This window comes from Marilutibacter maris (assembly GCF_006546735.2).
GTDB classification, from domain to species: Bacteria; Pseudomonadota; Gammaproteobacteria; order Xanthomonadales; family Xanthomonadaceae; genus Marilutibacter; species Marilutibacter maris.
In genome coordinates, this window is record NZ_VICD02000020.1 from 1 (window position 1) to 25,262 (window position 25,262).

General features: G+C 70.4%; 29 protein-coding genes and 1 pseudogene. 9 read left to right on the forward strand and 21 right to left on the reverse strand.

Annotated elements, in window-relative coordinates:
• The 6 genes from FKV24_RS01890 to FKV24_RS01915 all read right to left on the reverse strand — a co-directional run.
• On the reverse strand, nucleotides 1-1,579 hold a 1,579-nt coding region (locus FKV24_RS01890), incomplete at its 3' end, for an MMPL family transporter (RefSeq protein ID WP_141480993.1).
• Nucleotides 1,576-2,298 carry a LolA-related protein gene (locus tag FKV24_RS01895; protein WP_141480994.1) on the reverse strand — a complete coding sequence of 241 codons (723 nt, stop codon included), beginning with the start codon at nucleotides 2,296-2,298 and terminating at the stop codon, nucleotides 1,576-1,578. The genes FKV24_RS01895 and FKV24_RS01890, both read right to left, overlap by 4 nt.
• Nucleotides 2,298-3,218 (reverse strand): lysophospholipid acyltransferase family protein, encoded by a 921-nt coding sequence (locus FKV24_RS01900; protein ID WP_141480995.1) that lies wholly within the window; start codon nucleotides 3,216-3,218, stop codon nucleotides 2,298-2,300. The genes FKV24_RS01895 and FKV24_RS01900 overlap by 1 nt, the downstream gene beginning before the upstream one ends.
• Nucleotides 3,215-3,505, reverse strand: a complete 291-nt coding sequence (locus FKV24_RS01905; protein ID WP_111267901.1) for an ApeI family dehydratase — start codon at nucleotides 3,503-3,505, stop codon at nucleotides 3,215-3,217. The genes FKV24_RS01900 and FKV24_RS01905 overlap by 4 nt, the downstream gene beginning before the upstream one ends.
• A gap of 72 nt (nucleotides 3,506-3,577) precedes the next feature.
• Entirely contained in the window at nucleotides 3,578-4,273 is a 696-nt protein-coding gene (locus tag FKV24_RS01910) for a COG4648 family protein (RefSeq protein WP_249040871.1), read from the reverse strand.
• A gap of 40 nt (nucleotides 4,274-4,313) precedes the next feature.
• Nucleotides 4,314-4,583 (reverse strand): phosphopantetheine-binding protein, encoded by a 270-nt coding sequence (locus tag FKV24_RS01915; protein ID WP_111265198.1) that lies wholly within the window; start codon nucleotides 4,581-4,583, stop codon nucleotides 4,314-4,316.
• 153 nt (nucleotides 4,584-4,736) lie between these two features.
• On the opposite strand from FKV24_RS01915, the pseudogene FKV24_RS01920 reads away from it, so the two are divergent.
• From FKV24_RS01920 to hemB, 4 genes and pseudogenes are all read left to right on the forward strand, one after another.
• Nucleotides 4,737-6,152: pseudogene (locus FKV24_RS01920) on the forward strand (NAD(P)/FAD-dependent oxidoreductase); the annotation flags it as partial.
• Nucleotides 6,153-6,232: 80 nt separating this feature from the next.
• Nucleotides 6,233-7,252 (forward strand): chorismate transformation FkbO/Hyg5 family protein, encoded by a 1,020-nt coding sequence (locus FKV24_RS01925; protein WP_111265196.1) that lies wholly within the window; start codon nucleotides 6,233-6,235, stop codon nucleotides 7,250-7,252.
• A gap of 399 nt (nucleotides 7,253-7,651) precedes the next feature.
• The gene (locus FKV24_RS01930; protein ID WP_111265195.1) at nucleotides 7,652-7,900 is read left to right on the forward strand and encodes a hypothetical protein; all 249 of its coding nucleotides are present in this window, start codon (nucleotides 7,652-7,654) and stop codon (nucleotides 7,898-7,900) included.
• Nucleotides 7,901-7,983: 83 nt separating this feature from the next.
• Entirely contained in the window at nucleotides 7,984-8,973 is a 990-nt protein-coding gene (hemB, locus tag FKV24_RS01935) for a porphobilinogen synthase (RefSeq protein ID WP_111265194.1), read from the forward strand.
• Between the two features lie 17 nt (nucleotides 8,974-8,990).
• Here the strand turns inward: hemB and FKV24_RS01940 are convergent, their stop codons facing one another.
• Nucleotides 8,991-10,124 carry a DUF418 domain-containing protein gene (locus tag FKV24_RS01940; RefSeq protein ID WP_141480997.1) on the reverse strand — a complete coding sequence of 378 codons (1,134 nt, stop codon included), beginning with the start codon at nucleotides 10,122-10,124 and terminating at the stop codon, nucleotides 8,991-8,993.
• Nucleotides 10,125-10,145: 21 nt separating this feature from the next.
• Here FKV24_RS01940 and FKV24_RS01945 point away from each other — a divergent pair, with 21 nt between their 5' ends.
• Nucleotides 10,146-10,775 carry a TetR family transcriptional regulator C-terminal domain-containing protein gene (locus FKV24_RS01945; RefSeq protein WP_211371753.1) on the forward strand — a complete coding sequence of 210 codons (630 nt, stop codon included), beginning with the start codon at nucleotides 10,146-10,148 and terminating at the stop codon, nucleotides 10,773-10,775.
• 22 nt (nucleotides 10,776-10,797) lie between these two features.
• Here FKV24_RS01945 and FKV24_RS01950 read toward each other — a convergent pair whose 3' ends face one another.
• Nucleotides 10,798-11,673, reverse strand: a complete 876-nt coding sequence (locus FKV24_RS01950) for a TolB family protein (RefSeq protein WP_141480998.1) — start codon at nucleotides 11,671-11,673, stop codon at nucleotides 10,798-10,800.
• A 110-nt stretch (nucleotides 11,674-11,783) separates the two neighbouring features.
• On the opposite strand from FKV24_RS01950, the gene aroE reads away from it, so the two are divergent.
• Both aroE and FKV24_RS01960 read left to right on the forward strand, forming a co-directional pair.
• On the forward strand, nucleotides 11,784-12,638 hold the full coding sequence (gene aroE, locus FKV24_RS01955; protein ID WP_111265191.1) for a shikimate dehydrogenase: 855 nt from the start codon (nucleotides 11,784-11,786) through the stop codon (nucleotides 12,636-12,638).
• A 24-nt stretch (nucleotides 12,639-12,662) separates the two neighbouring features.
• Nucleotides 12,663-12,917: a YkgJ family cysteine cluster protein gene (locus FKV24_RS01960; protein WP_111265190.1), complete on the forward strand. Its 255-nt coding sequence runs from the start codon at nucleotides 12,663-12,665 to the stop codon at nucleotides 12,915-12,917.
• Between the two features lie 57 nt (nucleotides 12,918-12,974).
• Here the strand turns inward: FKV24_RS01960 and FKV24_RS01965 are convergent, their stop codons facing one another.
• Entirely contained in the window at nucleotides 12,975-13,709 is a 735-nt protein-coding gene (locus FKV24_RS01965) for a UPF0149 family protein (protein WP_111267898.1), read from the reverse strand.
• An 82-nt stretch (nucleotides 13,710-13,791) separates the two neighbouring features.
• Between FKV24_RS01965 and FKV24_RS01970 the strand changes: the two genes are divergently transcribed.
• Entirely contained in the window at nucleotides 13,792-14,205 is a 414-nt protein-coding gene (locus FKV24_RS01970; RefSeq protein ID WP_141480999.1) for a YchJ family protein, read from the forward strand.
• A 162-nt stretch (nucleotides 14,206-14,367) separates the two neighbouring features.
• On the opposite strand, the gene FKV24_RS01975 is transcribed toward FKV24_RS01970, so the two are convergent.
• The 9 genes from FKV24_RS01975 to bluB form a co-directional block, all read right to left on the reverse strand.
• Nucleotides 14,368-14,877 carry a hypothetical protein gene (locus FKV24_RS01975; protein WP_141481000.1) on the reverse strand — a complete coding sequence of 170 codons (510 nt, stop codon included), beginning with the start codon at nucleotides 14,875-14,877 and terminating at the stop codon, nucleotides 14,368-14,370.
• Nucleotides 14,877-15,401, reverse strand: a complete 525-nt coding sequence (locus FKV24_RS01980; RefSeq protein ID WP_141481001.1) for a hypothetical protein — start codon at nucleotides 15,399-15,401, stop codon at nucleotides 14,877-14,879. The genes FKV24_RS01975 and FKV24_RS01980 overlap by 1 nt, the downstream gene beginning before the upstream one ends.
• A gap of 525 nt (nucleotides 15,402-15,926) precedes the next feature.
• Entirely contained in the window at nucleotides 15,927-16,424 is a 498-nt protein-coding gene (locus tag FKV24_RS01985) for a hypothetical protein (protein WP_141481002.1), read from the reverse strand.
• A gap of 66 nt (nucleotides 16,425-16,490) precedes the next feature.
• Nucleotides 16,491-16,829: a LysM peptidoglycan-binding domain-containing protein gene (locus FKV24_RS01990; protein WP_141481003.1), complete on the reverse strand. Its 339-nt coding sequence runs from the start codon at nucleotides 16,827-16,829 to the stop codon at nucleotides 16,491-16,493.
• 109 nt (nucleotides 16,830-16,938) lie between these two features.
• Complete coding sequence (queF, locus tag FKV24_RS01995) at nucleotides 16,939-17,763, reverse strand: NADPH-dependent 7-cyano-7-deazaguanine reductase QueF (RefSeq protein ID WP_141481004.1); 825 nt, start codon at nucleotides 17,761-17,763, stop codon at nucleotides 16,939-16,941.
• A gap of 52 nt (nucleotides 17,764-17,815) precedes the next feature.
• Nucleotides 17,816-18,115, reverse strand: a complete 300-nt coding sequence (locus tag FKV24_RS02000; RefSeq protein ID WP_141481005.1) for a type II toxin-antitoxin system RelE/ParE family toxin — start codon at nucleotides 18,113-18,115, stop codon at nucleotides 17,816-17,818.
• Entirely contained in the window at nucleotides 18,103-18,360 is a 258-nt protein-coding gene (locus FKV24_RS02005; protein WP_141481006.1) for a type II toxin-antitoxin system prevent-host-death family antitoxin, read from the reverse strand. The genes FKV24_RS02000 and FKV24_RS02005 overlap by 13 nt, the downstream gene beginning before the upstream one ends.
• A gap of 61 nt (nucleotides 18,361-18,421) precedes the next feature.
• Nucleotides 18,422-19,723 (reverse strand): amidohydrolase, encoded by a 1,302-nt coding sequence (locus FKV24_RS02010; RefSeq protein ID WP_141481014.1) that lies wholly within the window; start codon nucleotides 19,721-19,723, stop codon nucleotides 18,422-18,424.
• A 308-nt stretch (nucleotides 19,724-20,031) separates the two neighbouring features.
• Entirely contained in the window at nucleotides 20,032-20,691 is a 660-nt protein-coding gene (gene bluB / locus FKV24_RS02015; protein ID WP_249040872.1) for a 5,6-dimethylbenzimidazole synthase, read from the reverse strand.
• 248 nt (nucleotides 20,692-20,939) lie between these two features.
• Here bluB and FKV24_RS02020 point away from each other — a divergent pair, with 248 nt between their 5' ends.
• Entirely contained in the window at nucleotides 20,940-22,868 is a 1,929-nt protein-coding gene (locus FKV24_RS02020) for an alpha/beta hydrolase family protein (protein ID WP_141481008.1), read from the forward strand.
• Here FKV24_RS02020 and FKV24_RS02025 read toward each other — a convergent pair whose 3' ends face one another.
• From FKV24_RS02025 to zapE, 3 genes are all read right to left on the reverse strand, one after another.
• Nucleotides 22,869-23,423, reverse strand: a complete 555-nt coding sequence (locus tag FKV24_RS02025) for a DUF2569 domain-containing protein (RefSeq protein ID WP_141481009.1) — start codon at nucleotides 23,421-23,423, stop codon at nucleotides 22,869-22,871.
• A gap of 49 nt (nucleotides 23,424-23,472) precedes the next feature.
• Nucleotides 23,473-24,177, reverse strand: coding sequence for an alpha/beta fold hydrolase (locus FKV24_RS02030; protein WP_249040873.1), 705 nt, complete (start codon nucleotides 24,175-24,177; stop codon nucleotides 23,473-23,475).
• Nucleotides 24,178-24,316: 139 nt separating this feature from the next.
• A partial coding sequence (gene zapE / locus FKV24_RS02035) for a cell division protein ZapE (protein ID WP_141481011.1) occupies nucleotides 24,317-25,262 on the reverse strand: 946 nt, incomplete at its 5' end.

The window sequence follows — 25,262 nt, forward strand, 5'->3', positions numbered from 1 at the left end:
CCTGGCGTGCGCGCTGGGTCGCCGCGCTCGGCAGGTAGCGCGCGGCCATGTCGTAGCCGGCCAGCACATGGCTGGCGCGCAGCGCATCGAGCAGCGGACGCAGCCGCTCGGAGCGCGCCAGCACGTCCTCCAGGCCATCGCCCTCGATCACGATCAGGTAACGCACGTCCGGCGCGCCCAGCGCTTCGCGCAGCTGCGTGTCGCGGGCCAGCGCGTCCGCCGGCACCGGGGTCAGCCGGGCCAGGTCGTTCTGCCAGAACGTGCCCGGCACGAACACCACCACCGCCACCGCCGCCGCGGCGATCCCCAGCACGACCGGCGCCGCCAGCCGCGGCAACCGCTCGATCGCCGCGTGCAGGCGCCGCATCGATGCGCGCCCGGCGATGTCGTCGCGGGCCGGCGCAAGCAGGGACGGCAGCAGGAAACGGGTGGTCAGCGCGGCCGTCGCCAGGCCGACCACGGTGAACACCGCCAGCTGGCGCAGGCCATCGACGCCGGACACGAAGAAGGTCAGGTAGGCCAGGCAGGTCGAGGCGACCCCGGTTGCCAGGGTGCGCCACATCAGCCGGGCGCTCTCGCCCGGCGACACGCCGGGCCGCAGATGGCTGAACAGATGGATCGGATAGTCGGCGGCGATTCCGATCAGGGTGAAGCCGAAGGCGAGGGTGATCCCGTGCACGCCATCGTCCGCGAACAAGACCGCCACCGCGGCCAGGCCGAGCACGCCGGCGCTGGCGACCGGCAACGCCGCCAGCAGCGGCGCCTGCCAGCGGCGATAGGCCAGCAGCAGCATCAGCGCGAAGCCGGCGCCACCGAGGCTGCCGAACAGGCTGGCCTCGCGGCGGGTGCGGCCGCCGATCTGCTCGGAGAACGCGCCCGGCCCGGTCACCGTGAGCCGGGCATCGCCGTCGCCGGCCTCGCGGCTATGGGCGAAGGCGTCTCGGATCGCCGCCATCGCCGCCTGCTGCCCGCTGGGATCGAAACCGGCGGCATGGGTTTCCAGCAGCATCAGCGCTTCGCGGCCGTCGCGGTCGAACCAGACCCCGCCGCGCTTGTGCGGTGCGTTGGCCGGCTGCCAGGCCTCGACGAGTTTGAGCGCCTCCAGGGTCGGGTCGCTGGCCAGCAGCGGCTCGACCAGTTCGGCCGCGGGCGAGCCCAGGTCCTGCACGCGCTGGTCGAGCGCATCGGCCAGCAGGTGGCGATCGAAACCGTGGCCGTCGACGGTATCCGACAGCAGGTAGCGGTACGGCCGCAGTCGCTCGGGCACCGCGTCCAGTCCCCGCTCGTCGCCATTGGCGACCACCGCGAACAGGCCGCTGTCGCGCAGCCGCGCCTGCATCCGCCCGGACCGCTGCGCCAGCGCTTCCGGCGAATCGCCGCCCAGCGCGACCAACAGCAGGCGCGCCCCCGGCCCCTCGCCGAGCTCGTCGATCAACAGTTTCTGCGCCGGCGTGCGCGGGCTCGGCATGAACCGGCGCAGATCGCCGCTGAGTTCCAGGTGGCGTCCGATCCATGCGATCGCGGCGACCAGGACCGCCAGCCACAGCAGGGTCAGCAGCAGGCGCGAGACCGCCCTCATCGAGCGTCTGCGGCGACGTCCGCGCCCCGGCACAGCGCCGCCAGCGCGACCGGGTCGTCGACCCCGTCGGCGTCGACCACCGCACCGGCGAGCAGGCTGCGCTGCACGCGGCCATCCGCCGGAGCGCTCTCGATGCAACGCAGTTCGGCGCCGCGTCCGTACAGGGTCACCGACGCCACCTGCGCGGCCAGACTCGCGTCGCGCGGCGTCAGCACCAGCGTCCAGGCGCGGCGGCTGCCGTCGACCTCGACCCGGTAGTGCCGCTCCAGGCGCGCGCGATCGCCGGCCAGCAGCGCGCCGAAGCTGGCCTGCAACGCGGCCAGCTCGGGCGCCCGCGACATCGCGAAGCTCCGCGGCGAACGCCCGGCCCGCTCGATCCGCACCGTGCCCTCGGCGATGGTGGTGGTTTCCGGATAAGGCGAGCTCACCTCCCGCACCAGGGCATCGTCGGCCTCGCGGCGGTACTCGCCCTGGACCCGCAACGGCGCCTTCAGCAGCGGCGAGTCGCGCAACTCCAGGAACGGCGTGCGCGCCGGCGCCGGACGCGCGATCCGCGCCAGCACCCAGTCGACGTCGGCGTCCGCGCCGACAAGCCCCGCGGATGCGGCGTCACGCCGCGTCTCCGCCGCAGGCAGCGGCGCCATCGCCACGGTCGTGGCCAGCAGCATCGCCGCGATCGCCATCGATCGTCCGGATTCGGGGCGCAACGGATCGCTCATCATCGGTCCTGCCAGAAATCGTAGAAGTTGAACCAGTTGTACGGGGCGTCGAGCACCCGCGCCTGCAGTCTCTGCGCGTAGCGCTGTACCGAAGCTTGCAGCCGCCGCGCGCGTTCGCCGCGCGGGACCGTGCCGCCGTCGTCGAAGCGCTCGAACACCAGGTCATAGCGGTTGCCGCCACGGAACAGCCCGAATGCCAGCACCACCGGCCGGCCGAGCACCGCGGCGATCGCCCACGGCGCGGTCGGGAACGCGGCCGGACTGCCGAGGAAGGGCATCGACTGGACCGGCTCGCCGGGCCGGGCGCGGTCGACCAGCACCGCGACCAGGGCGTTGTCGTCCAGCGCCTGCTGCATCGCCAGGACGATCGACGGACCGTCCTGGCTGGCGTCGATCACCCGTCGGGCCAGCTCCGGATTGAGCGCGTCGAGCACCTCGACGATCGCCGGATTGTGGCGCTTGTCGAGCACCACCCGGACCTGCACGTCCGGGCGCGACGCGGCCAGTGCGCGCAGCGCGTCGAAACTGCCCAGGTGGGAACCGAACAGCAGCGCGCCGCGGCCGCGCGCCAGATGGCCTTCCAGCACCTCCAGCCCCTCGACCCTGATCTGGTAGCGGCGCAGATCGCCGCCCAGCAGGAACACCCGGTCGAGGATCGTGCTGGCGAACGTGTGGATATGGCGTGCGACATCGCGCAGCCGCGCCGGCCGGCCGAGCACGCGCCGCAGATAGGCGCGCGAGGCGCGTCGCTCCGGTCCACGCATGGCCAGGAAATAGGCGGTGATCGGATACAGCAGCACGCGAGCCAGCCCGCGCCCGCCGCGGCGGGCGACGAAGGCGATCAGGCGCAGCGCGATGCGGCCGCCGCCCTCCGGACGCCGGGTCCAGTCGCCGCCCGGCAGTGAACGGTCCGCGCTCATGCCGCCCTCAGTTCGCCGCTGGCCAGCAGCTGCGTCCCGCGCAGGATCCGGAAGCGCCAGCCGGCGACGACCTCCGGCAGCGGCTGCAGTTCGATCCGCGCCCGCTCGCCCGGCGCCAGCGGGGCCAGGAATTTCACCTGCGGCCAGCGCCAGCACGCCTGCGCCGGAGCACCGGCGGCCTGCGCCGCCTCGATCACATGCTCGAGCAGGACCACGCCGGGCACCAGCGGCCGGCCCGGGAAATGGCCCGGCAGGCAGGGATGGTCCGGTGCGATGCGAAACTCCATGGACGAAAGGCTCATGGGCGGAAGGATACGGGCTCGCGGCGATACCCAGGGCCCGCCGCTGCGCTCGCCGGTTCAGCGCCTGGCGAACAACCCGCGCCAGAACGCCGGACCAAGCCGCGCCATCATCCGCAGGAAGTCGATGAAATCGCGGTACGGGCGCTGCGGGAACAGGTGCCGGCGCAGGCGGTATTCGGCGAAGAAGAACAGGCCGACGAACCCGTAGTTGAGCAGGTTGGCGAACAATGACCATTGCGCCCGGGTAACGGAGAACGGCGCCGGCCACCCCAGCAGTGCCAGCGCGCCATCCGGCACCGCGACCAGGGCCAGCGCACCGTTGACCAGGCACAGCGTCGCCAGCACCAGCGCCCAGGCCAGGGTCAGTCGGCGGGTATAGCGCCGCAGGGGCGGGGCCAGCGCCGCCGGCGTGGTCCGCTCCAGGCCGGCGACGATCCGCGAGATCAGCGCGCCGCGCGGATCGGACAGGCTGCGCGCGAACCACCAGGCCGCCAGCCCGGTGAACAACATCGGCGGGGTCAGCAGCAGCACCCGCGGCCACACGCCGCCGTGCAGCAGCGCCAGCGCCGCGACCGCCACCCCCAGCGCCAGCCAGGCGCCGGGGCGCCGTCGCAGCAGGGCGTCGACCAGCACCACCAGCACCAGATCGAGCAGGGCCACCACCGCCAGCGTGTCCCCGCCGCCGTGACTGGCCCAGTGCGCCAGCCATGGATAGGCCAGCGCCAGCAGCAGTCGGGGCAGCCAGTGAATCACCGGGACCGGTTCCGCGACCGCGTGCGGGCGCCGGGCGCCCTCAGGCCGCCTTGCGCTGCTCGATGTGCGCCGCCAGCGAGCGCAGGGACGCGAAGATCCGGCGGTTCTCGTCGCCGTCCGAACGCAGTTGGATGCCATGACGCTTGGTGATCGCCAGCGCCAGCTCCAGCGCGTCGATCGAGTCCAGTCCCAGCCCCTCGCCGAACAGCGGCGCCTCCGGATCGATGCCTTCGGCGGCAACACCTTCCAGATTCAGGCTCTCGACCAGCAGCTCGGCCAGTTCGCGCTCGGCGGCGGTTTGTTCAGACATCGCAGGTCCATCGAAACGGTAAGACAAGGCCCGCAACGATCCGCGATCGGGACGCCCCGCGCAAGCCGCACCCCATTCGGCATGGGCCGGCCGGGCCGCCGGCGCGGCCTCGCGGGCACGACCGCGACGCGCGCCGACCGCTATCATGGCGCGATGAGCAACGACGCCACCGTGGACGCCCCCCAGGGCTCCGCCACCGCCCCCGAACCCCGCCCGCGGACGGCGGATGCCGGCACCGCCGGGCACTGCGACGTGCTGGTGATCGGCGGCGGCCCGGCCGGCAGTACCGCCGCCACCCTGTTGGCCCGGCGCGGCTGGCGGGTCGTGCAGCTGGAAAAGGACGCCCACCCGCGCTTCCACATCGGCGAATCGCTGTTGCCGATGAACCTGCCGATCCTGGAACGTCTCGGCGTGCTGGAGCAGGTCCGCGCGATCGCGACCCATAAGCCCGGTGCCGAATTCCCGCTCAGCGGCGACGGCATCGATGCGCAGGCCCGGGCGAACGACTACAACACCTTCCGCTTCGAACGCGCGCTCGACCCGAAGTTCGGCTATGCGTTCCAGGTCCGGCGCGAGGACTTCGACGCGCTGTTGTTCGCGCATGCCCGCGACAACGGCGTCGACGCCCGCGAACGGGTGCGGGTCGAACGCATCGAGTTCGGCAGCGACGGCCGCCCCGTGCGGGTCCACGCACGCGACGGCGACGGCCACGCGCAGACATTCGCGCCGCGCTACCTGATCGACGCCAGCGGCCGCGACACCGTGCTCGGCCGCCAGCTCAGGCTCAAGCGCAAGAACGAGAAGCACCAGTCGGCGGCGATCTTCAGCCATTTCCGCGGGGTCCAGCGCCGCGACGGCGACGACGCCGGCAACATCACCGTACAGCGTTTCGAACATGGCTGGATGTGGCTGATCCCGCTGCCCGGCGATGTGATGAGCGTCGGCGCGGTGTGTTTCCCGGAATACCTGAAACAGCGCCGCGGCGACGCCGGGGCGTTCCTGATGAAGACCCTGCTGTCGCAACCGCAGGTCGCCGCCCGCATGCATGGCGCCGAGCGGGTCGGCGATGTCCACGTCACCGGCAATTATTCCTATACCTGCGAGCGCATGACCGGCCCGGGCTGGGTGATGGTCGGCGACGCCTACGCCTTCGTCGACCCGGTGTTCTCCTCCGGCGTCTACCTGGGCATGAACAGCGCCGAGCAGGCCGCCGACGTGGTCGACGGCAGCCTGCGCGAGCCGGCGCGCGAAGCGGCCCTGCAGCGGGCGATGCAGACGCGGCTCAAGCGCGGCCTGCGCCACTTCCAGTGGTTCATCTACCGCTTCAACACACCGGTGATGCGCCACCTGTTCAATCATCCGCGCAACACCTGGCAGGTCGAGCAGGCGGTGATCTCGATGCTGGCCGGCGACGTGTTCGACAACCCCGCGGTGCTCAAGCGCCTGCGCGTGTTCCGCTGGATCTACGCGCTGACCGCCCTGCAGCTGGCCCCGGCCGCGCTGCGCGGCTGGCGCCATCGGCGGCGTCAGGCGCGGGTCCGCTACGACGGCGACGAAACCCTGCACCGGGCCGCGCCGCTGACCGGCGAAGCGACGCCGGCGGCGACACCGGCGGAACCGGCACTGGGTGCCGAAACCGGGGCCGGCCGATGAGCGCGCGCCCCGCCTTCGAGCTGCCGCCGCGGTTGGCGATCGACTACGTGCACGCGCCGTTGCCGGACCTGCTCGACGAACCGTCCGTGCTCGCGGTGCTGGGGTTCGGCAGCGAGGCCCCGGCCAGCGACGACCCGCGCTATCTGCGCCTGGGCCTGCAGCCGCACGGCCCGGCGCCGTTGGAGGTCTGGCGCGCGACCGGCCCGGTCGTCCATGGCCGCGACGGCGATGTCGCCTGGGCCCGCGACGGGACCCTGCTGTTCGGTGCGGTCGAGGTCGACGAACCCGTCCTCGCCGATGGCGATACCGATATCGACGCGGCAGCCGACGCGGCCTATCGCCGGCTGGAAGCCTGCATCCACGCCCACGGCTTCCCGCACCTGCTGCGGACCTGGAACTACATCGCCGACATCACCGCCGGCCACGGCGACGACGAACGCTACCGCCGCTTCTGCAGCGGACGCGCGCGCGGCATCACCGCCACCGTCGGCGAGATCCGCCCCGGCACCCTGCCCGCCGCCACCGCGATCGGCCGCAGCGACGGCGTGCGCCGGCTGCAGGTCTACTGGCTGGCCGCGCGCCGTCCCGGCACCCCGCTGGAGAATCCGCGCCAGGTCAGCGCCTGGCGCTACCCGCGCCAGTACGGCCCGCAGCCGCCGAGCTTCGCCCGCGCGATGCTGCCCCCGGCCGGCGCGACGATGCCGCTGATGCTGTCGGGCACCGCCGCGGTGGTCGGCCACCAGACCCGCCATGCCGAATCGGTCGCCGACCAGGTCGCCGAGACCTTCGCCAACTTCGACAGCCTGCTGGCGGCGGCCTGCGCGCGCCAGCCGGCGTTGCCGGCGCGCTTCGACGCCAGCAGCCGGCTCAAGGTCTACGTGCGCGACCGCGACGCGATCGCCGAGGTCGAACGCCTGGTCGCCGAACGGCTCGGCCCCGAGGTGCCGAGGATCGTCCTGCACGCGGCGATCTGCCGCCGCGACCTGCGAATGGAAATCGACGGAGCACATGGGTGAGCCCGCGCGCTAGCGAGGCACTGCCTCGCGCGCGGGCGAACGCCCGGCCACCGATGGCCGGGCCGGACAACCCGAAGCCCGAATAGTCCCGCCATGGATGGCAACAGCCATCCCCACAAACACAACACCTCGAGGCACTGCCTCGCGCCTTGGCGAACGCCCGGCCACCGATGGCCGGGCCGGACAACCCGAAGCCCGAACAGTCCCGCCATGGATGGCAACAGCCATCTCCACGAGCGCAGCAACCCGAGGCACTGCCTCGCGCCCTGGCGAACGCCCGTCCCTTTCGCCGCACCAAGCGCCGCCACGGCAGGGTGACTTCCGAGACAGGCTTGATCGCCCCTTCTCGACCACCATATCGGGTACAGGGGCGCCCGCCCGGCAAAGGAGAACCGCACGATGGGACTGATCAGTCTGCTCTGGGGCATTGTCGCGATGGCCTGGATGGTGATCGCGCTGATTCCGCTGATCGGCTGGGCCAACTGGCTGCTGATCCCGTTCGCGGCGATCGGCGCGGTCATCGGTGCGATCGGCGTGATGTTCACCCGCAGCGAGCACAACGGCCGCGCCAAGACCGGCCTGCTGCTCAACGGCATCGTCATCGTGGTCGGCATCGTCCGCCTGAGCATGGGCGGCGGCGTGCTCTGATCGGGCATGTTCTGATTCCCGCGCCCGGCGCCGGCGTCCCGAGCCGCCACCCGGGGCACAGCGCAAGCGCGTAAAATCCGCGCATGGCCTTTCCAGACAACCGCATGCGGCGGATGCGCCGCGACGAGTTCTCGCGCAGGCTGATGCGCGAGCACACCCTCACCACCGACGACCTGATCTACCCGGTCTTCGTCCACGAGCGCGACGGTCGCGAAGCGGTACCGTCGATGCCCGGCGTCGATCGCCTGTCGATCGAGGAGTTGCTGCGCGTGGCCGAGCAGGCCAGCGAGCTGCGCGTGCCCGCGCTGACCCTGTTCGGGGTGCCGGACGTCGACAAGAAGACCGCCGACGGTACCGTCGCCTGGGCCGAGGACGGCATCGTCCAGCGCGCGGTGCGGGCGCTGAAGCAGCGCTTCCCCGAGCTGGGCGTGATCACCGACGTCGCCCTCGACCCCTACACCACCCACGGCCAGGACGGCCTGCTCGACGAGGACGGCTACATCCTCAACGATGCCACCGTCGAGGTACTGACCCGGCAGGCGCTGTCGCACGCGCAGGCCGGCGCCGACGTGGTCGCGCCCAGCGACATGATGGACGGCCGCATCGGCGCGATCCGGGTCGCGCTGGAGGACGCCGGGCTGCCCAACACCCGCATCCTCGCCTACAGCGCCAAGTACGCCAGTGCGTTCTACGGTCCGTTCCGCAGCGCGGTCGGCTCGGCCGCGGCGCTGGGCAAGGGCAACAAGTTCACCTACCAGATGGACCCGGCCAACTCCGACGAGGCGTTGCGCGAGACCGGGCTGGACATCGACGAGGGCGCCGACATGGTGATGGTCAAGCCCGGCCTGCCCTATCTCGACATCCTGCGGCGGGTGAAGGACGCGTTCGGCATGCCGACCTTCGTCTACCAGGTCAGCGGCGAGTACGCGATGCTGAAGGCCGCCGCCGCCAACGGCTGGCTGGACGAGCGCGCGACCGCGCTGGAGGCGCTGCTGGCGTTCAAGCGTGCCGGCGCCGACGGCATCCTGACCTATTTCGCGCTCGACGCCGCACGCTGGCTGCGCGAGGGCTGAGCCGCTCACGGGCCGTGTCAGGTGCGGCCGTAGGTGATCCGGCGCAGCACCGCCTCCAGCGGGCCGCGCCCGACGCGATCGGCGATCGCCCCGACCGCCGTGACCGCGGCCAGCGCGACCAGCAGGCCCACGGCCAGCAGCCGGGCGTGACCCAGCTCGCCGAACAGGCCCAGCCCGTAGCCGCCGAACACCAGCCCTGCGAGCACCCCCTGCAGCACATAGGACGACAGCGAATTGCGTCCGGCCTGCCGCCACCATCGCGGCAGGCGCAGGCCACCGGACAGGCGGATCGCCAGCAGCAGGTAGGCGGCCGACAATACCGGGGCTCCCGGCACGATGGCGGCGAATCCCAGCAGTTGCAGCAGCGGATCGGCGTCATCGAGCCAGCCGCCGGCGGCCGCGGCATAGGCCAGGTTCAACGGCAGCCCGATCGCCAACAGCCACGGCAGCAGCGGCTGCGGTTGCCGCCAGGCGCCATCCGGGCCGGCCTTGCGCTCCAGCCAACCGCTCTTTGCCGCGGCCAGTCCGGCGGCGTACGCGGCGAACGCCAGCGGCCCCTGGAAGGCGAGCAGGAAGGCGAAGGTGGCCGGCCAGTCGGCGAGGCGGGCGCGCACGGTGTCGGCGAAGTCGCCGCCCAGGCCCGGTCCGGCGGAGGTCGCCTCGGGCGGGCTGCCATCGGGCAGGCTCACGCCCAGTGCTATCGTCATCGCCAGTGCGAGCGGCAGCATCGCCGCCGCGATCGCCAGCAGGCGTCCGGGCGGCAGATCGCGCAGGGGCCAGAACAACACCGCCAGAAGCGCGTACAGCAGCAGGATGTCGCCGGTGAAAACCAGTAGCGCGTGCAGCACGCCCAGCAGCGCCAGCGCGCCGGTGCGCCGGAAGTACCGGCAGCCGAAGCAAGCGTCCACGCGCCGTGCCGCCCGCGCCTGGACATGGATGCCCCAGCCGAACAGGAACGAGAACAGCAGGAAGAACTTGGCCTGGAACAGGGCCTCGATCAGGAACGCCGCGATACGATCCGGCCCCGCCGCCGGCGTGCCCAGCGCCGCTTCCGACGGCAACCCCAGGAATACGATGTTCACGATGCAGATGCCGAACAACGCCAGCAGCCGCAGGGTGTCGACCAGATCGTTGCGGTCACCGTTCACCATGTCGCGACACCGATTGAGCACATGCTCAACATTATTGAGCAATCGCTCAATTCCAGTCAATGGACCATGGAGGCGACGATGAGCGCCGGTGCCCGCGGCCGCGAGCGCATCCTCGAGGCCGCCACCCAGGTGCTGATGGAACAGGGCCTGCTGGCCGCCACCACGCGCGCGGTGACCGGGCTCGCCGGCGTCGGCGCGGGCCTGCTCAACCACTACTTCCGCTGGCCGGAGCTGCGCGCCACCGCATGGACGGCGATCTTCGATCAGGTCCTGCCGCTGCAATTCGGCGGCCACGACGACCCGCGCGCGGCGATGTCGCACTACCTGGAACAGGCGTTCTCGGCCGACGAGCACGTGTTCTGGCGGCTATGGAGCGAGGCGGTGGACCTGGCCCGCAGCGATGCCGAGATGGCGCGGGCGCTGGCCGCGACCCAGCAGCGCGCGCAGGCGGACCTGACCCGGGTGCTGGCCGCCGGTTGCCGCGAAGGCGCCTGGACGCTGGTCGACGCGCAGGCGACCGCGCTGCGCCTGGGCGCGCTCTACGATGGCCTGGCCGGTCTGTTGATCTCAGGCGCGACCGCGATGACCGGCGCCGATGCGCGCGGCCATCTCAGGGCCGCCTTCGAGCTGGAGTGCCGGGCAGGCGCCTGAGCGTGGCCCGCCGCGGCGGACCTCAGCGCGCTGGATTGAGGCAGCCGCCGTCGCCCTCGGTCCGCGGCGTCACCGTGCGGTAGATGTCCAGCTTGCCGGCGCGCGGCGCGCGGGCGACGCCGCTGACCAGCAGTTCGCCGGGCTTGTGCCAGTCCGGGGCCGGGGCGAAGGTGACCGCCTCGGCGGTGTTGAACGACAGCGACAGCGGCTCGCCCACCGTGTAGCCGTCGTCCTCGCAACGGCTGACGAACACCCGCACCGGGGCGGCGTTGGCCTCGCGGCTGCGCGCGAACACCAGCGCGCCGCCGTCGCCGATCCAGGCCGCGTCGAACTCGTCGGCGGCGGTGTTGACCGCTCCCGGCAGCGGCCGCGGATCGGCGAAGCGGCCGTCGCGCCACGACGCGACGAACAGGTCGTGACGGCCGGCGCCGCCGTGGCCGTCGCTGGCGAACAGCAGCTGACCCGCGTGCGGACCGGGCATCGGCGCCCATTCGTCGCCGGCGCTGTTGACGCCGTCGCCGAGGTTCTCGGCCGGCCCGAAGCCGCCATCGGCCATCACCTCGGCACGGTACAGGTCGTCGCCACCGAAGCCGCCGTCGCGGTTGGAGTAGAAGTACAGCCAGCGGCCGTCCGGACTGAGCATCGGGTCGAACTCGTTGGCGGCGGAGTTCAGCGCCAGCGGCGCCGGATCCTGCCAGCGGCCGTCGCGCAGGGTCGCCTGCCACAGGTCCATGCCGCCGGCTCCGCCTTCGCGGTCGATCGCGCCCCAGACGATGCGCCGGCCGTCGGCGCTGACGCTGGCATGGCCCTCGGCGGCCGGCGTCGACACCACCCCCATGCCCTCGATCCCGTACTCGGACAGCCCGGACGCGCCGGCCATGGCCAGCGGCGTTGACATGGCCACGCACAGTCCCGGGAGTAGACTGAATGCGCAGGCGACGATGATCCGCATGATGATCCCCAGGATGTCCGAGCCGATGTTTTCTCCCTAGTCTAAGCGAGGCCCCAATGACCGAGTCCGTGACCAAGCGCTTTGCCGTGATCGGCCACCCCGTGGCGCATTCCCTGTCGCCACGCATCCACGCGACCTTCGGAAAGCAGCGGGGCATCTCGCTGGAATACACCACCATCGACGCCGCGCCCGAGCAGCTGGAAGCGACGCTGGAGGCCTTCGCCGCCGGTGGCGGCAGCGGCGTCAACATCACCCTGCCGCACAAGCAGCGCGCCGCCGAACTGTGCAGCGAGCTGACCGAGCGCGCGCGCCGCTGCGGCGCCGCCAACACCCTGACCCGCGGCGCCGACGGCTGGCTCGGCGACAACACCGACGGCCTGGGCCTGGTCCGCGACCTGACCGAGCGTCACGGCCAAGACCTGCGCGGTCGCAAGGTGCTGCTGATCGGCGCCGGCGGCGCCGCCCGCGGGGTCGCTCCCGCGCTGCTGGACGCCGGCATCAAGTCGTTGTTCATCGTCAACCGCACGCCCTCGCGCACCGACGCGCTGGCCGACGCGCTCGGCGAGCCGGCGCGGGTGCACCCGCGCAACTTCGAGGACCTGGGCAACCTCGGCGGTTTCGACCTGATCGTCAACGCGACCTCGGCCGCGCGCGAGGCGGCGCTGCCGTTCCTGCCCAGCTCGCTGGTGGCACCGCGCGCGGACGCGGTCGATCTGAGCTACGGCGAGGTCGCGATCCCGTTCATGGCCTGGGCCCGCGCGGCCGGCGCCGACATCGTGGTCGACGGACTGGGCATGCTGGTCGAACAGGCCGCCGAGGCGTTCCTGCGCTGGCACGGGGTGCGCCCCGACACCAGCGCGGTGTACAACGAGCTGCGCGCGTCCTACGCGCTACTGTCGACGGGCGATTGACATCCGATCCGGGAGAATGCGGCAATGGAATGCCGAAGCGCCTGCGGGGCCTGCTGCATCGCCCCCTCCATCCAGTCCCCGATTCCGGGCATGCCGCACGGCAAGCCCGCCGGGGTTCCCTGCGTACAACTGGACGACCGCATGCGCTGCCGCATCTTCGGCAAGCCCGAGCGGCCGGCGTTCTGCGTATCGCTGCGACCGTCGCAGGAGATGTGCGGCAGCTCGCGCGAGGACGCGTTGACGATGCTCAACGCGCTGGAACTGCTGACCCGTCCCTAGCGCCGGTCGACGCCATCGGCGCCGGCCGGGCCGGAGCCGGGCCGGGGCCCGCCGCGCTCAGGCCTCGCCATCGGCCGCGCCGCAGCACTTCTTGTACTTGCGACCGCTGCCGCAGGGGCACGGCGCATTGCGCGCGGGCGCCTCGCCGCGGCGGATCGGCTCGCGCGGGGTCAGCGCATCGATCCGGTGGTGATGCAGGTCGGCCAGCATTCCCGGCAGGCTGGCGATGATCTCCAGCCGCTCGCGGTAGCCGACCGCGGTCGGCGGCGCCGACGGGTCATCGCCGAGCACCTCGCCGCTGGCGAGCTGGTCGAACAGGCCGAAGATCTCCTCCATCCAGTCGTTGTCGTCGAGCCAGGCGTCCCAGGCCGCCTCGCGCAGCGACACGCCGGTAAAGAAGCCCAGCGCCCAGTCGCGGCCGACGTCGAGGTCCTCCTCGGCGACGTCCTCGGGCAACTCCTGCTCCGGGTCCTCCGGCAGCCACAGCAGCGGCGCCAGATGATCGGGCAGGTCGTCCTCGCCGTGACGGACGCGGGCGGCGGCCATGTTGTGGTGGCCCTGCAGCAGCGCCTCGACCTCGGCGCGCTCGGCCTCGTCGGCCCAGCGCGGCGGCGTGCCCCACACCGGGGGCATCCACTCGGCCGCCGGCACTTCCTCGGGCCCGACCACCAGCGCGGTCAGGTAGCCGTCCAGCGCTTCCAGGTTGAAGCCCTTGAAGGGCACCGCCCGCTGCTCGAGCAGGTCGGCGAGGCGTTCGATCTGGTCGTCATTGAGGTAGGCGGGAGCTTTCATGCGGGCGGGCCAGGCGGTCGGGATGCGCATGGTAGTACGACTGGGGTCCGGATACCGCCGGGAACCGGCGACAATGACGGCCATGCGCAAGACTTCGCCCGCTTCCGAGCCCTGCCCCTGCGGCAGCGGCGACACCTATTCCGACTGCTGCGGCTCGCTGCACGCAGGCGCCGCCGCCGCGACCGCCGAGGCGCTGATGCGCTCGCGCTACAGCGCCTATGTCCGCGGCGACGCCGACTACCTGCGCGCGAGCTGGCACCCCGACACCCGCCCGGCCACGCTGGCGCTGGACCCGCCTGGGACGGTGCGCTGGCTCGGGCTGGACGTGCGCGGACACCGCGGCGAGGGCGATGCGGCGACGGTCGAGTTCATCGCCCGCTACCGGGTCGGCGGCGGCTCCGCCACGCGCCTGCACGAGATCAGCCGCTTCCGTCGCATCGACGGCCGCTGGTACTACCTCGACGGAACATTCCCCGGCGGCGACCGGACTGGCTGAGTCCGCGCCGGAGACGGGCAAAAAAGAGGCGCGATTCGCATCGCGCCTTGGCTTGCCCACCCAATCGGGGGGAGAGAGAAGAAATCGCTGTGCGGCGCCTTCGATGGCCGCCGCATGTGGTGGTCGCGTACCGGTCGTATGTCCGGGTACGGCTTCAGCATCTCACTCGGGATTGGTCACCACCTTGTCCGGGTCACCTACGACTACGGTCCCGCTACCACTACCACCACAATTCCCATAGCAACCACCTCCAATGGGGCCGGTGTAACCGCCACCGCCTTGAGTACCGCCCGCGCCCTCACCGCCGCCACCGCTATCGACGGAGCCATCACCCTCATCTTTCTCGGCCATATCGATAGCGTTCTGATTGCACGGCTTCTCCACGAACACCTGAGCAGCACCACCAAGTGGACCTGCGTAGCTGAAATATCCAGCGTAGTTGTTCGCTTTCCAGGTCGAGTGCCCCACCGCCTTGGCTCCCAATGCGTCCAGCTTTGTCATCGCCGCCGCGTACAAGGAATTGTCCTTGTACCCCGCCTGTATCGCTTTCCCAACATCGGTCCAACTGACTTTGACAGGCGTGGGCGGCGTAGGCAGCGGGAGCGTGTCTCCACATGCAATAACAACACCAGACGTCATCAAGCAAAGAGCAAGCGTCGAGCGACGAGTCATCAGATGCCACCTTCCCTCTCATTGAACACAACGGGCCTAGGATCGACGAAGGCCTTTCCAACCTTTGAAGATGACCGCATCTCGTTGAATAGTCTCAACGCCTCAGCCTCTCCCTGCAGCTTCTGCTCGGGCGTCAGAGGTCTTCTGAACATCGCGTCACGACCGAGCGCCATCCTGGAATCTCCCCGCATCTCGGCCACCCTGCTAAGGGCATAACCGATCTCGGGACTGCCTTTGGACGACCCGGCCATGAATGCGGAAAGTGTCGAAAGCGCGAATCCGGAGCCGTCTCTCGCCAGCTCCATCAAACGCTCGGCAGCCAGATCGATCTGGCTGCCGCTCAATCGCCGTCCCTGAAGCACTACATCAGCGACGGTGTCTCCGCCATTGGCGGCCTGTTCAAGCATGTAGTCCGATGCCTGGTTGTACCTCTCAAGCTGTATCCGGTTCGGATATCCATTCCTGTCCAGCCATTTCTGCTCTTCTCTGCTCTCCGCAAGGAATGGATCATCCCGCAGGGACATTCCATCCCGCGTCGTCGGAACATCGGCGAACGGATCGACCGCAGCCGGTCTTGATCCGGCTGCGCCCCCCGAACCCTGAACATCCGAATCCTCATGATCCGCAGTGGAACCGGATGAGCCCGCCGCAACTTCAGCAACCCGACCATCACTGGCGTCAGTACCCGGTCGAATTTCTTCGCGGTCCTGGACACAGGCGGTAACGGCCAACGCCGCCGCCACGATCCAAACGCCATACATCGATCGGTGCATCACCACGCTCGCAACAGAAAATCCAGGAAATCACCCTACATCGAGGCGCCCCTCACACACGTGAAGCGACGCCCCTTGCGGGTACTACTGGAAAATAACGAGATGAAGGCGCTTGCCCCTACCTCAATTCCAGGACAAGAACGACCGCATAAAAAAGAGGCGCGATTCGCATCGCGCCTTGGCTTGCCCACCCAATCGGGGGGAGAGAGAAGAAATCGCTGTGCGGCGCCTTCGGCGGCCGCCGCACGGTGTGTATCGCGTGCCGGTCGTGCCGGCTTACTTGACCTCGAAATCGCGGCTGGCGACGCTCGCGCCGTCCAGCGTCACGTCCAGCGTGTAGCTGCCGGCCGGCCAACCGTCGGCCTTGTTGAACTCGAAGTTGGTCACGCCCTTGCCGGCAAAGGCGACGGTCTTGGGCTCCTGGGTCACCACGGTCTCGCCGCCGAAGGCAAGGCTGGCGCCGAGGCTGCCGTTGACGGTCGCGTTGGGGTCGCTGGTCGCGGTCGACACCGCGGCGATGATGGTGTCGCCCGGCGCGAACGTGGTCGTCGGCGAAGTGACGTTCATGTCGGCACCGACGGCGGTGCCCAGTTCGACGCCGGTGACCGACGCGGTCGCGGCGGCCGGCGCGGCCGGAGCCGCGGGCTCCAGGGTCGGGGCCGGCGGCGGCGCGGAGGCCTCCGGCGCCGGTTGTTCATCCTTCTTGCAGCCGGCAACGGCCAGGGTGGCCACCAGGGCCGCGGCAACGGCGTAGGTCGAGCGGTGACGCATCATGCGGTTCTCCTTGGAATGCGTATGCGGATTGCGAATGCAGTGGGCGTGGATGCGGACGAAGGCCGCTCAGGCGTCGGTCGCGGTCTCTTCGCTCGCGGACGGATCGGCCGGAATGCGCAGCACCTGGCCGGGGAAGATCCGGTCCGGATTGTCGAGCTGGTCGCGGTTGGCCTCGAAGATCAGCGGCCACTTGCCGGCACTGCCATAGAACTGCTTGGCGATCGCCGACAGGGTGTCGCCCTTCTCGACCGTATAGGCCTGCTCGACCGGATCCGGATCGAGGATCTCCTCGGTCGACTGCACCGACGTCTGCACATTGCTGAAGTCGGGCTTCTCGATGATCTCCTCGGTGCTCTTCACCGTGCTCTGCACGTTGGAGAAATCGGGTTTTTTCTCGGTACTCATCCAGGACGGTCCTCGCCGGTTTGGATCGTTGCGACCACACTGGCACGCGCCCTGTTAAGGAATCATTGCGCCCGGGTGAAGGCAGCGCTGGAAGACTGAACGCAGCGCGCTATTGCCGCGTGTCGCGCGTCTCGATCGGTCGCGGGTGACCGGGAGTGGCCCGCCAGGGATTGATGTCGAGGCCACCGCGGCGGGTGTAGCGCGCCTCCACCGACAAGGCGGTCGGCGCCGCCCGTGCGAGCAGGTCGGTGAAGATGCGCTCCACGCATTGTTCGTGGAACTCGGCGTGATCGCGGAACGACACCAGGTAGCGCAGCAGCGCGGCACGGTCCAGCTGTGGACCGGTATAGCCGATCACCACGGTCGCCCAGTCCGGCTGCCCGGTGACCGGACAGTTCGACTTCAACAGGCCGCTGCACAGCACTTCCTCGACGATGCGGCCGGCGTCGGCGGCCAGCAACGCGGCGCGCGGCGGGCCGTAGTGCTCGATCGCGACATCGAGACCGTCGATCGACTCGCCCTCGTGCTCCGGGGTCGCCGGCGGCAGCCCGAACGCGACCTGCACCGGCGCGCCGGCGGCGGCCGACAGGTCGGTCGCGATGCGCAGCCGCACCGCCTCCGCATCGTCGAACGCGGTCGCGTTGAACGAGTTCAGGTACAGCTTCAGCGACTTGGACTCGATCAGGAACGGCGAGTCCGCCGGCACCTGCACGGTCGCGGTCGCCATCGCCGGCTTGCCGCGCGCATCCAGCCAACTCAGCTCGTAGGCATGCCAGCGGTCGACGCCCACGAACGGCAGCGCGGCGTCGTCGACGCCGATCTCGTGGCGGCCCAGCGAGCGCGCGATCGGGAACAGCAGGCCGGCGTCGTAGTGGCGCGGATAGTCGACATGGCGGCCGAGCGGCAGGCCGGCGTTGCGGGCGGAATCGTTCATCCGCGTATTTTACGGCGCCGGCAATGAACCGGCTGCCGAATCTCCGCGCAAGTCACCGCAGAAGCCGGCTGCGGCGCAGGCGGCGCTCCGAACGCATCACATGGAGCACCAACACCCGCTTACCGTCGAACCGGTAGAACACCCGGCACGGCGGCTCGACGATCTGGCGATAGCGCGACCGGCCCAGCTCGCCAGGGCGGCTGCCGCTTTGCGGATGGTCGGCCAGCTGACCGACATGATCCAGCACACGCCCCACCAGCCCCGCTGCCGCGGCAGGGTCTTCGATCGCGATGTGATCGGCGATGGCATCCAGGTCGGCCAGGGCAGGCTCGGTCCAGACTATTTCAGCCATCGTGACAGGCGTTTCCTTGCATCTTCATGGCTGACGATACGGCCATCGGCCACTGCCATCTCGCCACGCGCGATGCCTTCCAGCAGGGCCATTCGCTGCTGCATCCGCTCGAAACTGCCGACATCGACCAGATACGCGCCCGGTAGGCCGTGCTGGGTAATCAGGATCGGCTCACGATCGCGCTCGACATCGGCCAGCAGTTCAGTGGCCTGTCGCTTCAGGGTGGTGACGAGCTCGGTACGCATTCGGTGACACTAAAGTATCACTCCCGCCCGAGCAAGCCCGACCGGGAAAGGTACCGGCTGCTCAGCCCCGCGGCGGGTCGTTCAGGTAGTCCAGCGAGACCTGCAGCAGTGCGCGCACGCCGATGTCGAGCGCCGACTCGTCGAGGAAGAACTCCGGCGAGTGGTTGCTCGGCGCGGTCTTCGGATCCTGCCCCTGCGGGGTGGAGCCGACGAAGAAGAACAGCCCCGGCACCTCGCGGGCATAGAAGGAGAAGTCCTCCGCGCCCATGGTCAGGCCCGGGTCGACCACGTTGTCGGCGCCGACCACCTTGCGCAGGCTCGGCAGCATGCGCTCGGTCAGCGCCGCATCGTTGACGGTCACCGGATTGCCCTTGGTGTCGGGCACCTGCGCGACCGCGGTCGCGCCGTGCGCCTGGGCGACCTTCTCGGCAACGTTGATCAGATCGGCGAACACCTGCTGGCGCATGCCCTCGTCGAAGGTGCGGATGGTGCCGACCATTTCGACCTGGTCGGGAATGATGTTGTAGCGGATGCCGCCCTCGATCGCGCCGAAGCTCAGCACCACCGGCTGCTTGGAGATGTCCTGGCGGCGGCTGACCACGGTCTGCGCGGTGCCGATCACGTCGGCCGCGGCGACGATCGGATCGATTCCGCCCCAGGGCCGCGAGCCGTGGGTCTGGCGGCCCTTGACGACGATGTTGAAGCGGTCCGACGCGGCCATGGTCGGGCCGGCGTGGACACCGATCTGGCCGGCGTTGAGGGTGCTGAACACATGCAGGCCGAACACCGCCTCGGGCTTGAAGTCCTTGAAGATGCCCTGCGCCAGCATCTCCTCGGCGCCGCCCTCCTCGCCGTCGGGCGGGCCTTCCTCGGCCGGCTGGAAGATGAACATCACCTCGCCCGGCAACTCCTCCTTCATCGCCACCAGCGCCTCGACCACGCCCATCAGCACGCTGGTGTGGGCGTCGTGGCCGCAGGCGTGCATCACCCCGGTCTGCTGGCCGCGGAAGGTGGTGGTGACCTTCGACGCGAACGGCACCTCCGCGCGCTCGGTCACCGGCAGCGCGTCCATGTCGGCGCGCAGCGCGATCCGCGGCCCCGGGCGTCCGCCCTTGAGCACGGCGGTGACGCCGGTGGTGGCGATCCCGGTCTTCGGGTCCAGACCGAGCGCGCGCAGGTGCTCGGCGACCAGGGCGGCGGTGCGGGTCTCACGGTTGCCGAGCTCGGGGTTGGCGTGGATGTCGCGCCGCCATGCGACCACCTTGTCGCCGACCGCCTGCGCGGCCGCGGCGACCTCCGGCCGCTGGCCGTCGGCCTGGGCCTGCGCCGCGACCGGTGCCATCAAGGCCAGGACCGCCGCCATCGCGGCGGACAGGGGCAGGGGGACAAACGACGCTACACGCATGGCGGGCTCCGGTTTCTAGATGGCTCGTTCTGGACGGCTCGTTCTGGAGCGACCGATCCTAGCGACGTTGCCGCGATCGCGCACCCCGACCTTGGTGGAGCGCCGGCGTGCGGCAACGGCATGGCCGCACCGGGACCGCCGCACGCAGCGGCGGGCATCCGATCACACCTGGCGTCCGGAAGCGAACACCCGGTGGCCCGCATCGATCAAGGAACGCGCCTTTCCATGCAAGCCCGACACCGACGCGCGGGCGAATGCGCGCCGTCCTACCGAGCTTCTTCCGCGCCGCCCGCTTCCGCCGCCAGCCAGCGGTTCTCGTACACCTGCATCTCCTCGCGCGGCGCCCAGCCCTCGCTTTCCAGCATCGGCCTGGGATAGAACGCCTCGACGTGGCCCAGGCACAGGATCGCCACCGGTCTGGCGCCGGCGGGCATGCCCAGCAGGACGCGCACCGCCTCGACCTCGAACAGCGACACCCAGCCCATGCCGAGTCCTTCGGCGCGCGCCGCCAGCCACATGTTCTGGATCGCGCAGGCCACCGAGGCCAGGTCCATCTCCGGCAGGGTGCGGCGACCGAACACATGCGCCTCGCGGCCGTCCATCAGCGCCATCACCAGCAGCTCGCCGCACTCGGCCATGCCCTCGACCTTGAGCCGCATGAAAGCGTCGCCACGCTCGCCCAGCGCCTCGGCGGTGGCGACGCGCTCGCGCTCGACGATCTCGCGCAACCCCTGGCGCACGCCGGCATCGGTGATGCGCACGACACGCCACGGCTGCATGTAGCCGACGCTGGGCGCCTGGTGGGCGGCCTGCAGCAGGCGCGAGAGCAGCTCCGGCGCCACCGGGTCGGGCAGGAAGTGGCGCATGTCGCGGCGCTCGCGAATGGCCTTGTAGACCGCGGCACGCTCGTCGGCGCTGAAGGACACGGCCACAGCGCCATCCCGGCTCGAACGCGCGGCGCTCAACCCTGTGGCTCCGGCGCCGTCGCGGCACGCGGGGGCACGGGAACGGACGATGGCAGGCACATCACGGACTCCGGTCATGGCTCCGGGCGGCGCGCCCCGGGCCGGCCGATGCTAGCGGCGTTGGCGCCACCGCGCACCCCGGCCGCGGCCGGCGCCGGCACACACCGAGCCGCTATGCTGGAGGCAAGGCGAGCAAGGGGGGATTGGCAATGGCGGGCCCGACACGGATCACAGGCATCATCCTGACGGCGGCATTGCTGGCCGCGGCCGCATCGGCGGCGGCGGCTCCGCCCTCGCTCGACGCGCTGTTGCGCAAGCCGCAGTACGGCCTGATGCTGCTGTCGCCGGCAGGCGACCACATCGCCTCGACGGTGCCGCTGGACGACCGCACCGCGCTGGCGGTGATCCGCCTGTCGGACATGGCCATCACCACCCAGATCAATCCCGGCGAAGAGGGCTTCATCGACGACGCGATATGGGTGGGCGAACGGCGCCTGCTGGCGGAATGGTCGAAGCGGGTTTCCGGCCATGCCCAGCCCTTTGGCGGCTACTCGCTGTATGCCACCGATGTCGACGGCAGCAACCGCCGGCACTTCTACGGCGCCATCGTCAATCCGCTGCAGGCCGAGCCCGAGCACGTGCTCATCGCGGTGTGCGTGCGATCCTTCAGCGACGGCTGCGATACCCGGATCGAACGGGTGCGCATCGACGGCAAGGGCAAGGACGAGAAGATCGTCGACGGCCCCGAGCGCAACGCCCGCTTCATGACCGATCGCAACGGCACCCCGCAGCTCAGCTGGGTCTACGACGACGACGACATCCAGCACCTGTACCGCTACCGGGACGGCGACTGGGAACTGCTCAACGACGAGGCCGAAAGCGGCGTGGAGCGGATACCGATGGGCCTGAACTATGCCGGCGACGCGGCGTTGCTGTGGTCCGAGCGCAAGCAGGGGCCGGACGTGATCGAACGCTTCGACCTGGCCGGCGGCGACAGCCGCATCGTCGCCAGCGACCCGCTCCTGGACCCGATCTCGGTGGTGCACTCCTTCGACGCCAGCGAACCGATCGGCGCCGCGTTCGGTACCGCGGCACCGGAGGTGCGCTATTTCGACGAGGCCCACCCGCACGTGAAGCTGTCGAAGGAACTGGCGGCGGCGTTCCCCGGCGAGTTCGCCCGCGTCACCAGTTCCAGTCGCGACGGCAGCAAGGTGCTGGTGACCGTCACCAGCGACGTCGAGCCCGGGCGCTACTACCTGCTCGATACCCGCAGCGGCGACACCCGGCTGCTCGGACGCAGCCGCCCGTGGCTGGACCCGGCGACGCTGAGCCCGGCGACTCCGTTCGAGATCCAGGCCAGCGACGGCACCCCGCTTTCGGGCTACCTGACCCTGCCCAGGCGGGCCGGCGGCCGCGCCGCGCCCCTGGTGGTGATGCCGCACGGCGGCCCGTACGGCATCCGCGACAGCTGGTTCTACGACGACGAGACCCAGATCCTCGCCGCACACGGCTACGCGGTACTGCGGGTCAACTTCCGCGGCTCCGGCGGCCGCGGCCGCGCCTACGTCGAGAGCGGTCACCGCGAATGGGGCGCGAAGATGCAGGACGATCTGACCGAGGCGACCCGCTGGGCCGCCGCCCAGGCCGGCGTCGACGGCGATCGTATCTGCGCCTGGGGCGCCAGCTACGGCGGCTATGCCGCATTGATGGGCGCGGTCCGCGAACCGGCGCTGTACCGCTGCGTGATCGGCATGGCCGGCCCCTACGACCTGCCGACGATGTTCAAGTGGGGCGACACCCAGCGCTCGGACTACGGAGAGGCCTACCTCGAACGCGTGCTGGGCACCGACATGAAGGTCCTGATGGAGCGCTCGCCGACCGGCCACGCCGGCGAAATCCTGGCCGCGATCCTGCTGGTGCAGGGCGGTCGCGACCGCCGCGTGCCCCCGCAGCACCTGCGCGAGATGCGCGCGGCGCTGGACAAGGCCCACGTGCACTACGAGACCTACCTGCCGCACAACGAGGCGCACGGCTTCTTCGCCGACCAGTCGCGCAAGGAGTACTACACCCGCGTGCTCGACTTCCTCGACCGCCACCTGTCGGCGCCGGCTTCCGCGCAGGCGCGGCAATCGCCGTGATCAGTGCCGGAAGGTGTTCCTCACCCGCTTCGACAGCAGCATGTAGCAGATCCAGATCGCGGCCGTCACGGCCCTCGGAACCATACCCCGCAGCCGCTCGGAGAACTCATCGCTACCGATGGCGCCCATGCCCAACGCCACGGTGTGGTCGAGCACCTGGGCGGCGAACACGTAGATCATCAGGCCGATGTATCCGCGCGGGAACCAACGCGACTTCGCGACATAGAGCCCCACAAGCACAAGGATTCCGACGACGATGCCCGCGGTGGCCAGCAATTCCCCGCAAACGAGCGCGCCTTCGAGCGGATCGTACACCGGGGAGCCGGAATCGAAACGGGCGGCGACGTGCCCGCCGGCGATCGCGGCCAACTGAATCCGCATCGCGGGAAGCGCCGACAGCAGGGTGGACAACAGGCCGAGCATCACCAGGATCAGCCAGCCGCCCAGGCCCTCGGGCCCTTCACTGACCCGGGAGCGGCCGAGGTCGAACCTCAGGTCCTCGACACGCTCCCACGTCACCTGCTTGCCGCGCGCCGGCGCGTACGGATTGTCCATGCGTCCCTCCTCCTTGAGGCGACAAGCATAGCGATCCCGCGCGTCCGCGCTACTGGATCAGATCGACCTGGGTGGTCGCGGTGTAGCTGAGCAGGCCGAAGTGGCCGAAACCGTTGTAGGTGTAGCTGCCGTCCTCGCCCCAGATCGACGAGGAGTGGATGCCGCCGACGGTGCAGTAGCCGGTGCTGCAGACGATCTGGTCGGTCCAGGACTTGATCGAATACACCTTGTCGGCGAAGCGGAAGCCGTACAGGTCGTCGAGGAACGGGCTGGACACCGACAGTCCCCAACTGCCGCAGGTGCTGTTCCAGACGTTGTAGGGATAGGTGCCGCACGACCACAGGCCGCGGAAGCCGCCGGCGATCGCGACATAGCTGTCGATGTACGACCGCAGTCCGACCCGCTTGATCACCCGCGCGCCGAGGGTGCCGCCCATCGAGTGGGTGATCACGTCGACCTTGCCGGTGCACGAGCTGGCGATCGCGTCGATCAATGCGTTCTCGACCGGGGTCTCTTCGCTGCCGTTGTGGTCGTTGCAGGCCGCGCAGCTCTTGCTGCCCCAGTCGGGGGCGAAGATCTGCGTGTCGTCGTAGCCGCGCGCGTGCAGCTCGTCGACGGTGTTGTCGAAATCGTCGGGACCGCCGGTATTGCCGTGGATCAGCACCACGGAGTCGCGGCACTGCGCCGAAGCGAGCGCCGGCACGCCGGCCAGCGCCAGCAGCGCGAGCACCACGGGATATGCGTGAACCTTCATCATGTTCCTCCTGGAAGCCGATGGACGCGCCGCGGACGCGTGCGCGCGGCATCGACGCTAGGCAGGAGGGCGGCCCCGGACCACTGTACGTTCGGGCAGCGGGGCCGATGGGGGCGACGAACGGCGCGGTCGCGGCGCGTCAGCCGCGGTGCCCGAGCGCCAGATACTCGGCGCTCTGCATCTCGATCAGGCGCGAGGCGGTGCGCTCGAAGGCATGCACGAGCCGGTTGCCGCGATACAGCGCCAGCGGATCGGCGGCGGCGGTGCAGACCAGGTTGACGTGACGGTCGTATAGCTCGTCGACCAGGTGCACGAAGCGGCGCGCCGGGTCGTCGTTGCCGCCGTCGAACAGCGGGATGCCGCCGACCAGCACGGTGTGGTGCTCGGTCGCGATCTCGATGTAGTCGCTGGCCGCGCGCGGGCCTTCGCACAGCGCGGCGAAATCGAACCAGGCGTGCCCCTCGGCGAGCCCGCGCACCGGGATCTCGCGGTCGTCGATCACCAGCCGGCGGCTGTCGTGCGGGCAGGCGTCGGTGAGGGTGTGCCAGCGCTCGTCCAGCCAGGCGTCCGAACCCGCATCCAGTGGCGTGCGGTAGACCGGCGACTGGGTCAGCGCGCGCAGACGGTAGTCGGTGGCGCTGTCCATGTACATGACGTGGCAGTGCGCTTCCAACTGCGCGATCGCCGGCAGGAAGCGCTCGCGCTGCAGGCCGTCCTTGAACAGTCCCGACAGCTCGATGTTGGAGGTCGTCACCAGCGCCACGCCCTCGGCAAACAGGCGCTCGAGCAGACGCCCCAGCAGCATCGCGTCGCCGATGTCGTTGACGAAGAACTCGTCCAGCACCAGCACCCGCAGGTCGCGGCGCCATTCGCGGGCGATCGCCTTGAGCGGATCGGACTGGCCGGCGTGCTCGCGCAGGCGCGTGTGGATCTCGCGCATGAAGCGGTGGAAGTGGGTGCGCCGCTTCTCGCGGATCGGCAGGCCGTCGTAGAACAGGTCGATCAGGAAGGTCTTGCCGCGCCCGACCCCGCCCCACAGGTAGAGCCCTTGAGGCGCGTCCGGCGCGCGCCCGCGCAGGGCGTCG